Origin of the sequence: Shewanella gelidimarina, assembly GCF_023283945.1 — a bacterium.
In the GTDB taxonomy this organism is placed as follows: domain Bacteria; phylum Pseudomonadota; class Gammaproteobacteria; order Enterobacterales; family Shewanellaceae; genus Shewanella; species Shewanella gelidimarina.
In genome coordinates this window covers 28,087-43,962 of sequence record NZ_JAKIKW010000014.1, presented here as the reverse complement: position 1 = coordinate 43,962, position 15,876 = coordinate 28,087, and the positions used below count along the sequence as shown (strand labels likewise).

Here is a 15,876-nt window from a genome sequence, read left to right as displayed (position 1 = left end):
CAATTGCCCATAACGTAAAGGAGCAGTAGGCTAGTGGTAACGTAATGATAAGCGAAGCGACTATGAACTCAACGATAGATACCATATTACAACACCGCTCTATACGGCACTTTACCGAGCAAGCGATTGAAGCCGATAAACTGGAACAGATTTTAAACTGTGCTATCGCAGCATCGACCTCAAGTTTTATTCAATGCACCAGTATTATTCGGGTTACCGCTAAAGCATCGAGAGAGAAGTTGGTTGAATACGCTGGTGGCCAACCTTATGTTGCTAGCGCGGCAGAGTTCTTTGTCTTTTGCGCTGATTTTAATCGTCATCAGCAGATAAACCCGCAAGCGCAACTGGGCTTTTGTGAGCAAACACTTATCGGAGCAATCGATACCGCTTTGATGGGGCAAAACGCATTGTTGGCAGCGCAATCACTTGGCCTAGGCGGCGTTTTTATTGGTGGTATCCGTAATAACCCTGACAAAGTGGTACAGCTGTTAAACCTTCCAAAGCATGTGATGCCGTTATTTGGACTGTGTTTAGGCTATGCTGCTAAAGCACCAGAGTCTAAACCGCGTTTACCGCAATCGATAGTGGTGCATCAAGACAGTTATAAGGCATTAGATTTTGACGCCTTAGCACTATATGACCAACATATTAGAGAGTATTACGGCTCTCGAACAAGTAATAACAAACAGGTTTCTTGGTCAGAACAAATCACTGCAACACTGAATAAAGAGGCGAGGCCCTTTATGCTGAACGCTATAAACAAACAAGGTTTTAGCACTCAATAACGGAATAGTCTGGCTGTTTTTAAGGGGCGATAATTGCCTGCTTACGAATGAAAATTGGTATTGGTTATCAATTTTTGACGCAGATGTTAACCATCTATTTCATCGCTTCGGCGACCGACTTTTCCCCCTTTTAAAGGCTTACTTATAGGTATTTTTTACGTCTATTTGCGCTGGCAGAGCGTCGAGATAATAGTGCTCATCATCTCTGAAACGTTGAAATTGGTCTTGATATATATATATATATATCAATAGCAGCGTTATTGGCTGGTTATTACAGGCTAAACGAAACGAAAAATTGCAGAAATGGGTAAAATGAGCAAGGGGTATGAAGCTTGATATCGATAGTGATCATCGATAGTGATCATCGATAGTGATCATCGATAGTGGTCATCGATAGTGGTCATAAATTGCTGAATGCAAATAGAGGCTTGTTCACAAGACCTGATGTTGAATCTAGATGATATTCGAAATATTGATTATAATGTATCTTTGAAAAGCGAGTTGTATAGGTGATTGTGTCATTAATGGACCATCAAGTACGATTCAACAAATTATTTATTAAAGAGAAAATATCATGAGCGCTCTCCCACCATGCCCAAAATGTGAATCAGTTTATGTATACGAAGATGGTGAACAACTCGTTTGTCCAGAATGTGCTCATGAATGGAATCCTAACGAAACTATCGTTGATCCAGACGTCATTATCTTAAAAGATGCTGTAGGAAACTTATTAGCAGAAGAAGATAAAGTGACACTAATCAAAGACCTTAAGGTGAAAGGTTCATCGTTAGTGCTTAAAGTTGGCACTAAAGCGGTTATTAAACGCTTTGTTAACGGCGACCACGATATCGACTGTAAAGTGGATGGCCAAGGCTTTATGATGCTTAAATCTAAATTTGTTAAAAAGCAGAACTAATCGAGCTTCAAAGCTGATTCGGTTGCTTTACTTTATAAGAACACCTGCTTAGCGCAGGTGTTTTTTTATGCCTAGAAAAGAAACCATTGAGTATCAACATCGAATTTAGGCGAGGCTGACTAAACCTCGATACAGTTTAAATCACTCGCTAGAACCTGCGCTTACCTGAGTTATATCTCCAAATAACGATACCAACGCCATAAATGTGACTAATTTAGAGCTCTCTCAGGCATTTTCAATGCAAGACACATAATTAAAAAAATGGTTATTCCCTTTTGAATGACTTGCTGGACAGAAATGGCATCCTTAATAATCCCCATAACTTGGCGTTATGTTTGGCATCTTGATATTCGCCGAGGCCAATGTCGATATCATTGTCTGCTTTACTGGCTTGAACTGAATAGGTTCCAAATAGCCTATCCCACCAAACAATATTCAGCTTAAGCACTAGCAAACACCTGACTTCGCGATTTCTTTATCTTTAATCTAGGTTAATCGTTATTTCAAATAACCGCGTTTTCTGCAAAATAAGTGAGGCGTTACTCACTTTTGCTTGGTCGCGTTAGTGAGTTGGTTCACGGTGGTGGTGTTTTTTGAGATGCTAAAGGTTTACTTGTTGTTAACTTTGTAATTATTTGTAGTGGATGATGTATTAATTAAGGTTTATTTAATATAAAGGTAATTTTTAGCGTTAAGTTACTTTCATTCGGCTGTGCCTTCTTGTTATTCTCCTGCGACAGATGAGCTCTGAATGCTTTGCATTCACAACATTAACCGTATTAGTAGGCTGGACACTCTCTTTGAAATTAGCTTCTTACCAACAATTGATTGCAAAGTTACCCTCAGCGGTAAAGCTTTCTAATGCAGGTAAGACAAACCTATCCCTGTTTTTAGGGGGATTATTTCTGCTATTTTTATCTGATGGTCTAACCGTTTCTACTGGCGGCTACGTTGATGTAAGTGAACTAATTGCTCTGAGTGATGGTTTCTTTGTTGAGTGTTTGGGAGTTAGCTTATTTAGTTTGTTGCTGGTTAATCCACTGGTGATCAAACAATTTTGGCGGTTGATTAGCTTCATCTTTAAATTAACCAAAAAGTTAAACTCAGGTCATCTGTTATCCGATTTATCAGTTCCTTCGCTTCAGTCTCTAGCTCAAGACGCTCACGGTTGCCGCGCTCCTCCTTTTTAGACTTCTATTTCTTTATAACATTTAGCTAATCGCCCATTAGATCATAATCTCGAATGACTTAATTCGAGTGCGCTTATGCACAGCTGTATATTGCGTAATCATGGTTTGATCAGTGTATTAGCCACTGCTGTGCGGCGAGTGAATACCTGCCTACAGAGAGATAAAACCTTAAGGTGAGAGGAATCTTCCTTTGTTAATTCGAAATTTAAGTAAAGCTGCTCTGGCGATATTTGCAATATTGCTGAGCGGCTGTGCAGGCGGTGTGCTCGATCCCAAAGGGCAAATCGGCATTGATGAGAAACACCTCATTGTTGTCGCCACCCTGTTGATGTTGATTGTGGTGATCCCGGTGATTTTCATGACGCTATATTTTGCCTGGAAGTACCGTGATGGCCGTGACCAAGAAATTTATGCACCTAAATGGGCTCATTCAAAAAACATTGAAATTGTTGTTTGGTTAGTACCGATTGTGATTGTGATTATTCTTGGTGTCATCACCTGGGGGTCAACACATGATTTAGATCCTTATAAACCATTAGAACATGAGGCTAAACCTATCACTGTTGAGGTGGTCTCCCTCAACTGGAAGTGGTTGTTTATATATCCTGAGTTGGGGATAGCTTCGGTCAATGAGTTGGCATTTCCTGCCAATGTGCCGGTGAATTTTAAAATCACCTCAGACACTGCAATGAACTCCTTCTTTATTCCGCAACTCGGCAGCCAGATTTACTCGATGGCGGGGATGGCGACTCAACTGCATTTGATTGCTAATGAACCCGGAACCTTCAATGGCATTTCAGCTAACTATAGCGGCGCTGGATTTACTGGGATGAAGTTTAAGGCTATTGCGACAGCGACAGCTGAAGACTTTGATGCTTGGGTCGCAAAAGTGAAACAACAAAGCAGAAATCTTGATAGCCAAAGCTACAAAGCACTCGCTATCGAGAGTGAAAATAATCCTGTTGAGTATTACGGAACAGTCAGTAAAGGCATGTTTAACCAGATCGTGATGCAATATATGCATAAGGATGCGGGTATGGATATGTCACACCATTCAGGACATTCATCCCCTAACAATGGGGAGACGGAGTAACCATGTCTTTTCTCGGAAAACTAACGTTAGAATCAGTTCCGTATCAAGAGCCTATTATTATGGTGACCTTAGCGGTTGTCGCCATAATAGGCATAATGCTTGTCGGGTTGATCACTAAATATAAAAAATGGGGCGTATTGTGGAATGACTGGATTACCTCAGTTGATCATAAACGCTTAGGTATTATGTATATTGTGCTTGCTTTTGTGATGCTCGTTCGTGGCTTCTCAGATGCAATAATGATGCGAACCCAACAAGCACTGGCAGTTAATGGCGCGGCAGGTTATCTGCCACCAGAGCACTACGACCAAATCTTCACGGCTCACGGCGTGATCATGATTATCTTTATGGCAATGCCATTTATGATCGGTCTGATGAATTTAGTTGTGCCATTACAAATTGGTGCTAGAGATGTCGCATTTCCGTTTCTTAATAACTTAAGTTTTTGGCTTACCACTGGCGGCGCGATATTAATTAATATCTCGTTGGGATTAGGTGAATTCGCTAAAACGGGTTGGGTGGCTTACCCGCCATTGTCTGAGCTGTCATTTAGCCCCGGGGTCGGTGTCGATTACTATATCTGGGCATTACAGATTTCAGGGATAGGCACGACGTTAACAGGGGTTAACTTTATCGCGACGGTGCTTAAAATGCGTGCGCCGGGCATGAAGTTAATGCAGATGCCGATTTTTACTTGGACCTGTACTTGGGCCAATATTTTGATCGTGGCTTCTTTCCCAATCTTAACGGCAGTACTTGGCATGTTAACCCTTGACAGATATATGGGTTTCCACTTCTTTACTAATGATGGTGGCGGCAACGCCATGATGTACATCAACCTCTTTTGGGCTTGGGGTCATCCTGAAGTTTACATACTCGTATTACCTGCTTTTGGTATTTTTTCTGAGGTCATTTCCACATTTACCTCTAAACGATTGTTTGGCTACAAATCAATGGTTTGGGCTAGTGGTGCTATCTCTGTTTTAGGCTTTATCGTGTGGTTACATCACTTCTTTACGATGGGGTCGAGTGCAAACGTCAACGCCTTTTTCGGGGTGATGACCATGGTGATAGCGGTGCCAACCGGAGTTAAGTTATTTAACTGGTTGTTTACTATCTATCGAGGTCGATTGAAGTTTACCGTGCCTGTTTTGTGGACGTTAGGTTTTATGACGACGTTCACTATTGGTGGGATGACAGGCGTATTGTTGGCCCTTCCTGGTGCGGACTATGTTTTGCATAACAGCTTATTTTTAATCGCTCATTTCCATAACACCATTATAGGTGGAGCTGTGTTCGGTTATTTTGCAGGTTTTGCTTATTGGTTCCCGAAGGCGATGGGTTTCAAGCTTAACGAACGCTTAGGGAAAGCCGCATTTTGGTGCTGGCAGATCGGTTTCTACGTCACATTCATGCCTCTATATGTCCTTGGGTTTTTAGGTATGACCCGTCGTATTAATCACACTGATAATCCTGATTGGAACATCTGGATTTATTTGGCAGCAGTGGGTGCCTTTATCATCTTTGTTGGCATCATATTACAGTTCGTACAGCTGTATGTGAGCTTTAGAGATAGAGAACAAAATCTTGATACTACCGGCGATCCGTGGAATGGCCATACACTAGAGTGGTCAACGTCTTCACCGCCACAGTTCTATAACTTTGCTAAAGATCCTCAAGTGTCAGATATCGATTGTTTCACTGACATGAAAGAGAAAGGGGAAGCTTATCAACGTTATGAGAGTTATCAGCCAATCCATATGCCGAAAAATACGGCCAGTGGTATTTTGATGGCCTTGGGTATTACCGCTGCTGGTTTTGCGGCTATTTGGCACATTCTTTGGTTAGCTATCGCGGGTATGTTAGGGGCTTTTGTAGTGTTCTTGTTCCGAGCTTATAGCAACGACCATGATTACTACGTTCAACCTGATGAAATAGCTCGCATCGAAAATGCACACTTAGATAAAGTGGCAAGGGGGCGGATATGAGTACTGCTATCTCAAGAGATTTATACGTTGAACAAGCAGATGAGCACCATGACACTAGCGGAAATACGCTATTAGGTTTTTGGCTTTACTTGATGACGGATTGCATCTTGTTTGCCTCTGTATTTGCAACTTATGCAGTACTGTTTATGAATACCGATGGTGGCGTATCGGGGAAAGATATCTTCGAATTGAACTTTGTTCTTATTGAAACGGCTGCACTGTTGGTGAGTAGTATCACCTTTGGGTTAGCCCTAATCTACGCGAAACATCAGAAGCGTTCAGCCGCTTTAGTCTGGCTGATGGTTACTTTTGTTTTAGGGTGTGTTTTTATCAGTATGGAGGTTTACGAGTTCCATCACTTGATAGAGGCGGGTCACGGTCCTCAGCGTAGCGCATTTTTGTCATCCTTCTTTGCCTTAGTCGGTTTGCATGGTTTACATGTTACGGCAGGGCTTATTTGGATGGCAATTATGATGTTTGAAGTGGGTAAAACAGGCCTAACCAAACGTAGCATCACTCGCTTGAGTTGCCTAAGTTTGTTTTGGCACTTCCTTGATATTGTGTGGGTTTGTGTCTTTACCGTGGTTTATTTATTGGGGGTATTGTGATGAATCTAGCGCATACAACACCAGGTAATACTTCAGAGAGCCTGATCGCCAGTGTTAAGTCTTATTTGGTCGGCTTTTTATTGTCGGTTATCTTAACTGGGATCCCATTTTGGGCTGTGATGACGCATCACTTTGATAAACCAATAACCTTAGGCATCGTGCTGGTGACCGCTATTGTTCAGATTGTGGTGCATTTAAAGTATTTTCTGCATCTTGATTTCTCTAAAGAGGGCAGACTCAATACATTTTCGTTTCTGTTTACTACCTTGATTATTGTCATGGTGGTGGGTTTGTCTGTATGGATTATCTATGCAGCCAACGATTTGATGATGTAGTAAGAGGCAGGTTATGAATATTCAAGGTCGGTTGATGTCTATGCAGTGGAAGACGTATTTGAAAGGATATATTCAGGTGACTAAGCCTGGCATTATCATGGGGAATTTGATTTCCGTTGCGGGTGGGTTTTTACTTGCTGCTAAAGGTAACGTGGATTTGACCTTGATGTTGATGACCATGCTGGGCTTGTCTTTGGTGGTTGCATCGGGCTGTGGACTTAACAACTGTATTGATCGTGATATCGACGCGAAGATGCAACGCACCCGTAATCGAGTCACGGTGACGGGGGCGATATCGGTACCATCGGTACTGATATATAGCGTGCTCTTAGGCATATTAGGGTTTGGCACTTTAATGATATATACCAATAGTTTAGCGGTGATATTTGCCGTGATTGGTTACCTAGTCTATGTGGGTGTTTATAGCCTGTATATGAAGCGAAACTCTGTCTATGGCACCTTGGTGGGCAGTTTTTCAGGTGCGGTTCCGCCCGTGGTTGGTTACTGCGCTGTGACAGGGGTAATGGATGCCGGAGCGCTTATTTTGCTGCTGATGTTTAGCTTGTGGCAGATGCCACACTCTTACGCCATCGCTATTTATCGTTTCAATGATTATGCAGCGGCTAATATTCCCGTGTTACCCGTATCTGAGGGGATGGCTAAGGCTAAATTGCATATTGTGCTGTATATAGCGGTATTTGCACTGGCGAGTGTGTTGCTGCCGTTAGCGGGTTATACCGGTATCGCCTTTATGGCAGTAACCTGTGCGACCAGTTTTTGGTGGCTTGCCATGGCATTAAAAGGGTATCGCCGTGATATTAATCTGCACAGTTGGGCGCGTCAGGTATTTGGTTTTTCTATCATAACTATTACCGCGTTAAGCGTGACTATGGCACTCGATTTTCAACAGGTTGCACAAACACCATTATTAATTTTGGCTAACTAGCTTTAGAGAGTTTTATGCTTAAGCACGCTAATAGTTTATTGGTCTATTAGCGTGCGACATCCTGTAATCACTATCATCTTATGCTCGACTATTTGATGGTGATGATTGCACTTTTAACCTTACTGCTACTGCCCGAGATATGAAATAGTAGGGTGGTTCAACCTTTCGTTCGTTCCCGTTGCACATCTGCTTGAACGCTCATTACTGAGTGTGATCAATAGTGAAGCTACGCTTTTGTTTGGTCACTAGCGCGATATAGACTCGAGTTCAATGCCTTTGGGTATTGGATAAGCGGGTTGAAACTAGCATCTCCGGCAGGTAAATCGATACCTAATTGTTATAGAGATACACGTAAATAATGGCTGTGAAAGCCATGTTATATGACGTGTTGTGTCGGCAGTAACGTGTTGCTTAGTGCTATTGTGCTCCTTGACCTAACCTAACCTAACCATTGGATAGTTGTTAAACGCTGTCACTCTTTAACGCCATTCACATATTGGTTTGCTGAGTTTGGTTGATAATTCTTTATTATCAAAGGATTTTTTTTAAAACCACAATGACGATAGATCGCCTTATTAAAAAGGCGAAGTCACTGACTTCGCCTTGGGGTTTGTTCTCACATCAAGCGATGTGTTTTAGCCTCGATTAAAAGTCGTAGTTCATGCCAAGCATGAAACTCCGACCCATGAGAGGAGAATACTCTTTGAGTAATGAGGTGTGTGGCCTCGCATCCTGATCGAGTAAGTTATTGCCCTTCACATAGAACATCATATCGCCATTCTCAGTCGGTAAATGATAGGTTAGAGCGGTATCGACTAAGGAGTAACCTGCTGTATCTGTTTCATTCTCGGCGGTGTCGGTTTGCTTAGCATAAGCCATGACACCGACTTCGGCATGCCAATCTTGTTTGTCAAAGTTGAGGGTTGAGCCAAATCGCATCGGCGATATCAGTGGTAGATTCCCGCCATCGACCAATTTACCGCGAGTATAATCACTGAGTAAATCCAGTGACCAGGTGTCGTTAAAGGGGATGTTGGCTTGGGCTTCGACTGAATAGAGTTCGGCATCGCCTTGGGTGAATTGGTACACTGGCAGATCTCCTTCTGATCCTATATCAGAGGCGACAAGCCCTGTATCTTTTTCATAGTAGAAGTCATTGATCTTGTTATAGGCAACACTAAAAGACCCCGTCCATGCGCCCTCTAATTTACGCAAGGTTAAGTCGATATTGTTGGCTATCTCCTTGTCACTGTCACCACTGTCTGGAATGACATTACCATTTTCAATCTTGAATTGAGAACCCACCTCGAAGCTTTGGGTCGCATCATGAGCGCCAAAACTGTAAAGTTCTTCTGCAGTGGCTGAGCGCTCGGCTCTTTCGATTGATAAGCCCAAGTTATAGGCTGTAGCAAAATCCCAGACTACGCCAGCGGACAGCGTGATATTGTTATCACTCAAACCATCGGGTTGATAGTTTTGTGAGCCATTCAAGGTTTCTATACTCATGCTGTCGGGGTTTAAACGATAATGTTCGATGCGACTACCGAGTTCGATGCGAAAGTCACCGAGTTTACGTTCTTGTACGATAAATGCCGCAATGGTGTCGGTTTTACTGTCAGGTGTCAGTGCTTCCTCTCCCTGAACAGAAAAATCCCGATGGATAGCATGCAGACCCATGACGCCTTGCCATTCTCCCCAAGGCGTATTGTTAACGCTTAAACGCGCTTCACTCTGTTTGTTGTAAAAGAAAGTATCGGCATCACCATTCTCTTGCTCGGCATGTTGGTAATCGGTATAACCGGCATCAAAGCGAATTTTGCTTACCCCTGCAAATGGATCAAACAAGCCACTGTGGAGTTGCCAGGCCGTCTTTTGTAGATCAATGGTGATGTCTGGATCGCCTTGTACACCTCTGCCGGGAATGCCGTAGTTAGATTGAGTATTTGCCCCAGAAAGACTCACAAAGCTGTTATCACCTGTGTACCCAACACCCGCCGCATAGTCATCCAGCTTTAGCTGACTATTAGCAACGCTACCGTGAGTTTCAGCTTGGCCCTCAATAGCATTTCCGGCAATATCAAAATCATCCGTATTACGATGGGTGCCGTCTAAATGCCAATTGAATTTACCGTCGCCACCGTTTAGCTCACCATTGACGGTTTGACCATTATTACCAGTAACATAGTGGGTGCCGAAGTTACCAGATAACTCATCGACAGATTGCTCGTGTACTCGGTTATTGACGACATTCACAACCCCACCAATGGCGGCGTTGCCGTAGAGTAGAGAACCTGGCCCTCGTAGAATTTCAATTTGCTGCGCGGTGCCGGCTTCGGTGGTCACCGCATGATCAGCTGATACTGTTGAAGCATCTCCTACCGATAGACCATTTTCTAATACCATGACACGGGGACCACTCATACCTCGGATGATTGGGCGACTAGCACCTGCACCGAAATGAGAGGCCTGCACACCGGGCAATTTTTCAAGTGTATCGCCTAAGGTTGGCTCGATATTCAGCTTTAGTTGGTCTTCCGTCATCACGCTGATTGGCGTGGTGCTTTCCATTGCAGAGCGAAGAAAAGGCGATGCTGTAACGACAATGTTTTCCATCATAGCCTGCTCAAGTGAAACATTTTGCGTCACTGTGCCTGTCGCAATATGTAAATCATGATCTGCATGTTTGAAGTTATCATTACTTACATGTAGGTGAACATGGCTGTTATCTGCGAGGGATAATTGATAGTAGCCTTGGGTGTCGCTGGTTGTCTTTTTACCCCCGTCTATGCTGACATGCGCATTCGGGATTGGAGTACCATTATTATCGGTAATTTGGCCTTGTAGCTGAGCCGCCATTACAGGTGAAAAACAGCCAGCAACAGCTAGCGCTACATATGATAGTGCAAGTTTCATTATGCTTGTCCTTATAGATAAGCAAAAAAATAAATTTGAAATGATGTGGAGTTTGCTTAAGGACTATAAAGGGGGAGCTCGAACCTGTAGGTTACGTTGCCAAGCAAGAGAAGGTTGTAGATATAATGGCGGAACACTACTTTCAATTTGTTGCGGACAAATGACGGGTACAACATTTGATGTTGGGCCAGCACTTTCATCATGGTAAACGTTACTGTACAAACAGTGAGTATTATCAGCTTCTAAAGCATGTTCTGCAGCGTGTGAGAAGGTTATTGATTGTAGAACAATCAACCATAAGCCAAACGCGAGTAAGAGATAACCTTTAAACTTTGGGGGGAGCTGATTTGTCATTGTGGTTAACATTCCCCCTATGTTTGAACATCTGATAATTTACAAGTCGCTAATCTTAATTTAGTAATGTCTCAATTGTCTAGCATTTAAATTAGGTAAATCATTTTATTTCGCCATTAGAATGGCTGCCTAAACCGAGTTTTTTAGTTCTATAGGCTAAAGGGCGATTGCTACCCTTATGGTATTATTTACCGCCTAAAGGAGTTTACTGCTTACATTGATTGTCTGATCCGGGAGATGAGCCTGCACTACGTTAAGTCCTGATGTGACTAAAATGCGTTTTCGTGGCAGTGCCCATAAATGTAAGCTAATTCAGCGACTGTCTTTGCTGAGAATTTTTTTAGCAAGGTCGCACGATGTACCTCTACAGTGCGCATCGCAATGCAGAGCTCGTCGGCTATTCTTAAATTACGTTTCCCCGCAATGAGCAGGCGGAGTATGTCCTTTTCCCTTATGGTTAATGAATCATAAGCGGCATTGACCGCGAGTGTATTCATTTTTCCTGCGGACTGGATTAACCCCTGTTCAATGGCTAAAGCCAGATCACTTCCTCTGACAGGCTTCTGAAAAAAGTGTACCGCTCCTGCCTGTAAAGCATCTACCGCCATTGGGACATCACCGTGGCCGGTAAGGTAAATTACAGCCAACGGACTCTTGGCTTCATTCAATAATTGATGCACCTGCTGACCTCGCAATTTAGGCATACGGCAGTCCAAAATAACGCAACCAGGTTGTGTTAGATCTAACGCCTCAAGAAACAGCGTACCATCTTCAAAGGTGGTGACATTAAATTCATATTCCTCAAGCATAAATGCCAGTGAGTCCCGCACTGATTTATCGTCATCCACCACATACACGGCTAAGGTTTTAGCGAGGTTGAGCATGGTTATCTCCTGTTATTGATTTTAGATAGGACGGGCAATGATACGGTGGCAACACAACCCTTTGACTTGAGAGACTGGATCATAAATTCTCCCCCATGCATTTCCATCACATCGCGGCAAATCGCCAGTCCTAACCCCAATCCATCGGTCTTGGTACTGACAAATGCTTCCGTTGGATTGTCATGTTCAAGTCCGGTACCGTTGTCTACAATCTCGATGCTGATGGTGTCTTGCTGATAATGGGTTCGTACAATAATGTTAGCTTGATATCCCTCAGCGGGATGGCGATCAAGATATGTCATACAGGCATCAATCGCGTTGTTAATAACGTTGATCATCACTTGCTGTAGACCAACAACATCAACGACAGTCTTAACCGCTGTTCCTGTTAATTCTCGCGCAATGACTACCCCTTGTTTTTGTAACCGAAAATGCAATAGCTCTATAGTATCGTTAAGCAACTGCTCAATATCACACATCTTCTTTTTTACCGTTCGCTTGGTGATCAAGGTACGTAAGCGATTAACTATCGCATCTGCGCGCTCAACTTCGCTCTGGATCTTGTCAAAAACAGGAATAATATCTTCATACGGTCGCTGTTTAGCTAAACGTAATAATCCGCCTTCGCTGTAATTTCTAATCGCGGTTAATGGCTGGTTTATCTCATGTGCCAAGCTACTGCCCAGTTCTCCTACAATGGCAACACGTTGAGAATGCTCTAACATTTCCCCTTTCTCTTTTAAGCGGTGCAGTGTTTGCTCCAACACTTGTTTACTTTTACTAAAGCGGTATTCAAGCCAGAAATGATAAACATTGATAAAAATAAAAAAGATAAATAGGGCCCAAGCCCACTCCTGATGAATTCGAAGCCAACGCAATGCCTGTTTCCACCAAGGTTGCTGCAGCGGTAAAAGATCCAGCGCTTGATACACTTTATCGATAGATAACAGGTTAACCGACGATGTCCAACCCGATGCTCCTGACGCGATTGCTGCTGCATTTTCTGGAGGCATAGAAAGCAAAATACGAGAGATTTTCTTTGCTAATTGAGCCGAGCCTCGTTCTGTCTTTGCCAGTGACCAGTTTGGATAAAGAGGTGTTGAAACCTGACAAGTAAAATGGCCATTCTCTTTTGGGTTTAATACTCGAAACTTTGCTTTATTGAGTAAGCCTTCTTTGACCATATTTTCTAACAGACAGACGGGTACCACCGCCGCTTCAACATTTCGATCTCTAAGCTGATAAAGATTTGCGTCAATTGGAAAGCCCAAATAGTGCACGTCAGCAAAAAAGTCATTGGGATTAATCCCTTGTTGCACCATCTCATAGCGGAGTGTTAAATAGCCGCCAAAGGCATTTTCGGACACCGCAGCCATAGGCAGGCCTACGATATCTTTAGGGCGCTGATAATCAGAGCTGGCTCTCACTACGAGTGCAGAACCAATACCAAAGTTAGTACTGCTTGGTGCCTTGTTCGTTAACGTCGCTATCCACGACAAAGCATACTGACGTCCTAATGTGACCGATTGCCCCGGATTGGTGAGTACAAAGTCCATAGTTTGCTGGCTGACTGCATTAGCCATGGTATCTAAATCCAGTGGATGCAGTACAAAGTTAACCTCAGGTATTTGCAGATTAAGCCAGTCGATGGTCGGCTGCCAACGTTGCTTTGTGTATAAATGGCCACGCGTGGCAAGTACGCCAATATCAACGTTAGGTGTATTTGCTGCAGCTGTTGTTGTGGCTGATACCGGCAACGATAACAACGCTATCATCCATACTAGAATATGGAAACTATAACGAAACCATCGTTTTATCATCATCACTTTTCCTAAATTGAATACTTGTAATAACAGAGTAATAGCCTTTGCAGTCTTTTTTATACTTGTTTTAGATCAATGTTTATTCAGACATGTGGAAATCCACAATACCGAGCTGAGCATATTTTACTGACAATGATAACAAGATCAAAATAATCGAGTCAGGTGAATTATGGATTCTAACAAACGTCGCTTTTTGAGTGCTATTACCGCCGGAGCCGCGTTGATCCCTATTGTTGGGGTTAACACGGCAACTGCGGGAACTATTATACGTAATAATGACGAACCGGATCGTAAAGGTCAGGTCGGAAAACGCTACGCTATGGTCGTTGACCTACGAAAATGTGTAGGGTGTCAGGCTTGTACCGTTGGGTGCAGCATTGAAAACCAAGCGCCAATCGGCCAGTTCAGAACCACGGTTAAGCAATATGAAGTGACACTTAATGACGGTTCTCAAGGGGTTAAAGAAGTAAAATCTTTTATGCTACCTAGGCTTTGTAACCATTGTGAAAACCCACCTTGTGTTGCCGTGTGCCCAGTGCAAGCGACCTTTCAGCGTGAAGACGGTATCGTGATGGTTGATAACAGTCGTTGTGTTGCCTGTGCCTACTGCGTCCAAGCGTGTCCTTATGATGCTCGTTTTATTAACGAAGAAACCCTCACCGCTGACAAATGTACATTTTGTGCTCACCGCCTTGAAAAAGGCTTGTTGCCTGCCTGCGTCGAAACGTGTGTGGGTGGAGCCCGGGTGATTGGCGATCTAAATGATCCGTCTAGTGAGATTAATCGCTTATTAAAAGAAAATCATCAAGATATAAAAGTACTCAAGCCAGAAGAAAATACTAAACCGCACGTATTTTATATTGGTATGGATGAACGCTTTACCAGCCACATTGAAGGCAAACCCGCCATTTATGATCCCAAAGGAGGTGAGGCATGAACATTACTGAAGTTTTAGTCCCGGCTCAACAAATGGCTTGGCTACCTTGGGCGACACAGTACTTCTTTTTTATTGGGTCAGCCTATGCGGCAGCAATGTTGTTTCTGCTCACGCTTTTCTTTAAAAAGCATACCAGCCATCGCTTACGCGCAGCATTAGTCCTAACGCTTGCCATTTGCGCCATTGTTGGGCCATTAGCCCTTACTGGCGATTTGCATCAGCCGGGTCGCGCTTGGCATTTTTATGCGTATATCACCCCGTGGTCTTGGATGTCTATGGGCTCGTTTTTCTTACCTGTATTTTCAGGACTCTCTGTTGTCACGGCATGGCTGTATCTGCGCGACGACTTAATGAGTTTTAAAGACAGTGATAGCAAGGTTTTTAGAACAGTGTCTAAATTATCATTAGGCCAGTGGAAGACCAGCGCTAAAATGATGCTTAGCGTGGCGGCGATTACCGTTATATCCAGTGTGTCGATTGCCTTTTATACCGGGGCTGAAATTGCAGCGGTTCATGCTCGTCCGCTTTGGGACCAGCCGGCATCACCACTGCTTTGGTTTACCACTGCTTTTCTCGGTGCGGTGGGTTTATCGCTTATTATATGGTTACTCTTCCCTCAAAAAGAAGCGAGCGACAGACTGTCTAAAACGGATGTTCGCCTCATCAAACAGACCACCATACTGAGCAGCATTTTAGCGTTAATTCTTATCCCTATATGGGCCTCAAATAATCCTTCATTTTCGCTCTTTGATGATAGCCAATGGGCGAGTAACCTTACTCTGTTAGCAGTATCGATATTAAGTTGTGCCGTTTTAGTGCAGTTAACCTTACGTCATAACAGCAGTAACTTTGTATTGCTCTGTAACGCGTTAATGTTACTTGCAGCCTGTTGGATTACCCGCTGGATAACCATGATGGAAGTGCAAACCATTCCTAAATTCGACGTAGGGCCTTATCCCTATTCATTACCCATGGACAGCAGTGGCTTACTCGGTATTGTTGGCATGCTTGGGCTGTGGATGGCGCTCGCCATGCTGGCATCTGAGCTGGTACAACCCAAGCGTAGTCAAAGTGCTGATACCGCGCTAACCAACCACTAATTAA

15 protein-coding genes are annotated in these 15,876 nt (G+C 43.4%); 10 read left to right on the top strand and 5 right to left on the bottom strand.

Annotated elements, in window-relative coordinates; translation table 11 throughout:
• Positions 1-62 precede the first annotated feature (62 nt).
• Positions 63-785 carry an oxygen-insensitive NADPH nitroreductase gene (gene nfsA / locus L2729_RS12900; RefSeq protein WP_248988642.1) on the top strand — a complete coding sequence of 241 codons (723 nt, stop codon included), beginning with the start codon at positions 63-65 and terminating at the stop codon, positions 783-785.
• 574 nt (positions 786-1,359) lie between these two features.
• Positions 1,360-1,701, top strand: a complete 342-nt coding sequence (locus L2729_RS12895; RefSeq protein WP_248988641.1) for a zinc ribbon domain-containing protein YjdM — start codon at positions 1,360-1,362, stop codon at positions 1,699-1,701.
• 265 nt (positions 1,702-1,966) lie between these two features.
• Here the strand turns inward: L2729_RS12895 and L2729_RS12890 are convergent, their stop codons facing one another.
• Complete coding sequence (locus L2729_RS12890) at positions 1,967-2,149, bottom strand: hypothetical protein (protein ID WP_248988640.1); 183 nt, start codon at positions 2,147-2,149, stop codon at positions 1,967-1,969.
• A gap of 352 nt (positions 2,150-2,501) precedes the next feature.
• Here L2729_RS12890 and L2729_RS12885 point away from each other — a divergent pair, with 352 nt between their 5' ends.
• From L2729_RS12885 to cyoE, 6 genes are all read left to right on the top strand, one after another.
• Positions 2,502-2,891 (top strand): hypothetical protein, encoded by a 390-nt coding sequence (locus L2729_RS12885; RefSeq protein WP_248988639.1) that lies wholly within the window; start codon positions 2,502-2,504, stop codon positions 2,889-2,891.
• 190 nt (positions 2,892-3,081) lie between these two features.
• A complete protein-coding gene (cyoA, locus tag L2729_RS12880; RefSeq protein ID WP_248988638.1) occupies positions 3,082-3,984 on the top strand; it encodes a ubiquinol oxidase subunit II in 903 nt (300 codons plus the stop codon).
• 2 nt (positions 3,985-3,986) lie between these two features.
• Positions 3,987-5,972 carry a cytochrome o ubiquinol oxidase subunit I gene (gene cyoB, locus L2729_RS12875; protein ID WP_248988637.1) on the top strand — a complete coding sequence of 662 codons (1,986 nt, stop codon included), beginning with the start codon at positions 3,987-3,989 and terminating at the stop codon, positions 5,970-5,972.
• Positions 5,969-6,580, top strand: a complete 612-nt coding sequence (cyoC, locus tag L2729_RS12870; protein ID WP_248988636.1) for a cytochrome o ubiquinol oxidase subunit III — start codon at positions 5,969-5,971, stop codon at positions 6,578-6,580. The genes cyoB and cyoC overlap by 4 nt, the downstream gene beginning before the upstream one ends.
• Positions 6,580-6,915, top strand: a complete 336-nt coding sequence (gene cyoD, locus L2729_RS12865) for a cytochrome o ubiquinol oxidase subunit IV (protein ID WP_101090659.1) — start codon at positions 6,580-6,582, stop codon at positions 6,913-6,915. The genes cyoC and cyoD overlap by 1 nt, the downstream gene beginning before the upstream one ends.
• Before the next feature lie 13 nt (positions 6,916-6,928).
• The gene (gene cyoE, locus L2729_RS12860) at positions 6,929-7,861 is read left to right on the top strand and encodes a heme o synthase (protein ID WP_248988635.1); all 933 of its coding nucleotides are present in this window, start codon (positions 6,929-6,931) and stop codon (positions 7,859-7,861) included.
• A gap of 645 nt (positions 7,862-8,506) precedes the next feature.
• Here the strand turns inward: cyoE and L2729_RS12855 are convergent.
• The 4 genes from L2729_RS12855 to L2729_RS12840 form a co-directional block, all read right to left on the bottom strand.
• The gene (locus tag L2729_RS12855) at positions 8,507-10,774 is read right to left on the bottom strand and encodes a TonB-dependent receptor (RefSeq protein ID WP_248988634.1); all 2,268 of its coding nucleotides are present in this window, start codon (positions 10,772-10,774) and stop codon (positions 8,507-8,509) included.
• Between the two features lie 63 nt (positions 10,775-10,837).
• A complete protein-coding gene (locus L2729_RS12850; protein WP_248988633.1) occupies positions 10,838-11,128 on the bottom strand; it encodes a hypothetical protein in 291 nt (96 codons plus the stop codon).
• Between the two features lie 269 nt (positions 11,129-11,397).
• The gene (locus L2729_RS12845; protein WP_248988632.1) at positions 11,398-12,012 is read right to left on the bottom strand and encodes a response regulator transcription factor; all 615 of its coding nucleotides are present in this window, start codon (positions 12,010-12,012) and stop codon (positions 11,398-11,400) included.
• A gap of 2 nt (positions 12,013-12,014) precedes the next feature.
• A complete protein-coding gene (locus L2729_RS12840; protein WP_248988631.1) occupies positions 12,015-13,835 on the bottom strand; it encodes a sensor histidine kinase in 1,821 nt (606 codons plus the stop codon).
• Between the two features lie 169 nt (positions 13,836-14,004).
• Here L2729_RS12840 and dsrO point away from each other — a divergent pair, with 169 nt between their 5' ends.
• Together dsrO and nrfD are read left to right on the top strand one after the other, a co-directional pair.
• On the top strand, positions 14,005-14,772 hold the full coding sequence (gene dsrO, locus L2729_RS12835; RefSeq protein ID WP_248988630.1) for a sulfate reduction electron transfer complex DsrMKJOP subunit DsrO: 768 nt from the start codon (positions 14,005-14,007) through the stop codon (positions 14,770-14,772).
• Positions 14,769-15,872 carry an NrfD/PsrC family molybdoenzyme membrane anchor subunit gene (gene nrfD / locus L2729_RS12830; RefSeq protein ID WP_248988629.1) on the top strand — a complete coding sequence of 368 codons (1,104 nt, stop codon included), beginning with the start codon at positions 14,769-14,771 and terminating at the stop codon, positions 15,870-15,872. Before dsrO ends, nrfD begins: the two co-directional genes overlap by 4 nt.
• Positions 15,873-15,876: the final 4 nt, after the last annotated feature.

What these genes read in the sequence shown, in the direction of transcription:
- nfsA (WP_248988642.1), top strand. Translation starts at nt 63, where the DNA reads ATGAACTCAACGATAGATACCATATTACAACACCGCTCTATACGGCAC.
- L2729_RS12895 (WP_248988641.1), top strand. Translation starts at nt 1,360, where the DNA reads ATGAGCGCTCTCCCACCATGCCCAAAATGTGAATCAGTTTATGTATAC.
- cyoB (WP_248988637.1), top strand. Translation starts at nt 3,987, where the DNA reads ATGTCTTTTCTCGGAAAACTAACGTTAGAATCAGTTCCGTATCAAGAG.
- cyoC (WP_248988636.1), top strand. Translation starts at nt 5,969, where the DNA reads ATGAGTACTGCTATCTCAAGAGATTTATACGTTGAACAAGCAGATGAG.
- cyoD (WP_101090659.1), top strand. Translation starts at nt 6,580, where the DNA reads ATGAATCTAGCGCATACAACACCAGGTAATACTTCAGAGAGCCTGATC.
- cyoE (WP_248988635.1), top strand. Translation starts at nt 6,929, where the DNA reads ATGAATATTCAAGGTCGGTTGATGTCTATGCAGTGGAAGACGTATTTG.
- L2729_RS12855 (WP_248988634.1), bottom strand. Translation starts at nt 10,774, where the DNA reads ATGAAACTTGCACTATCATATGTAGCGCTAGCTGTTGCTGGCTGTTTT.
- L2729_RS12850 (WP_248988633.1), bottom strand. Translation starts at nt 11,128, where the DNA reads ATGACAAATCAGCTCCCCCCAAAGTTTAAAGGTTATCTCTTACTCGCG.
- L2729_RS12845 (WP_248988632.1), bottom strand. Translation starts at nt 12,012, where the DNA reads ATGCTCAACCTCGCTAAAACCTTAGCCGTGTATGTGGTGGATGACGAT.
- L2729_RS12840 (WP_248988631.1), bottom strand. Translation starts at nt 13,835, where the DNA reads ATGATGATAAAACGATGGTTTCGTTATAGTTTCCATATTCTAGTATGG.
- dsrO (WP_248988630.1), top strand. Translation starts at nt 14,005, where the DNA reads ATGGATTCTAACAAACGTCGCTTTTTGAGTGCTATTACCGCCGGAGCC.
- nrfD (WP_248988629.1), top strand. Translation starts at nt 14,769, where the DNA reads ATGAACATTACTGAAGTTTTAGTCCCGGCTCAACAAATGGCTTGGCTA.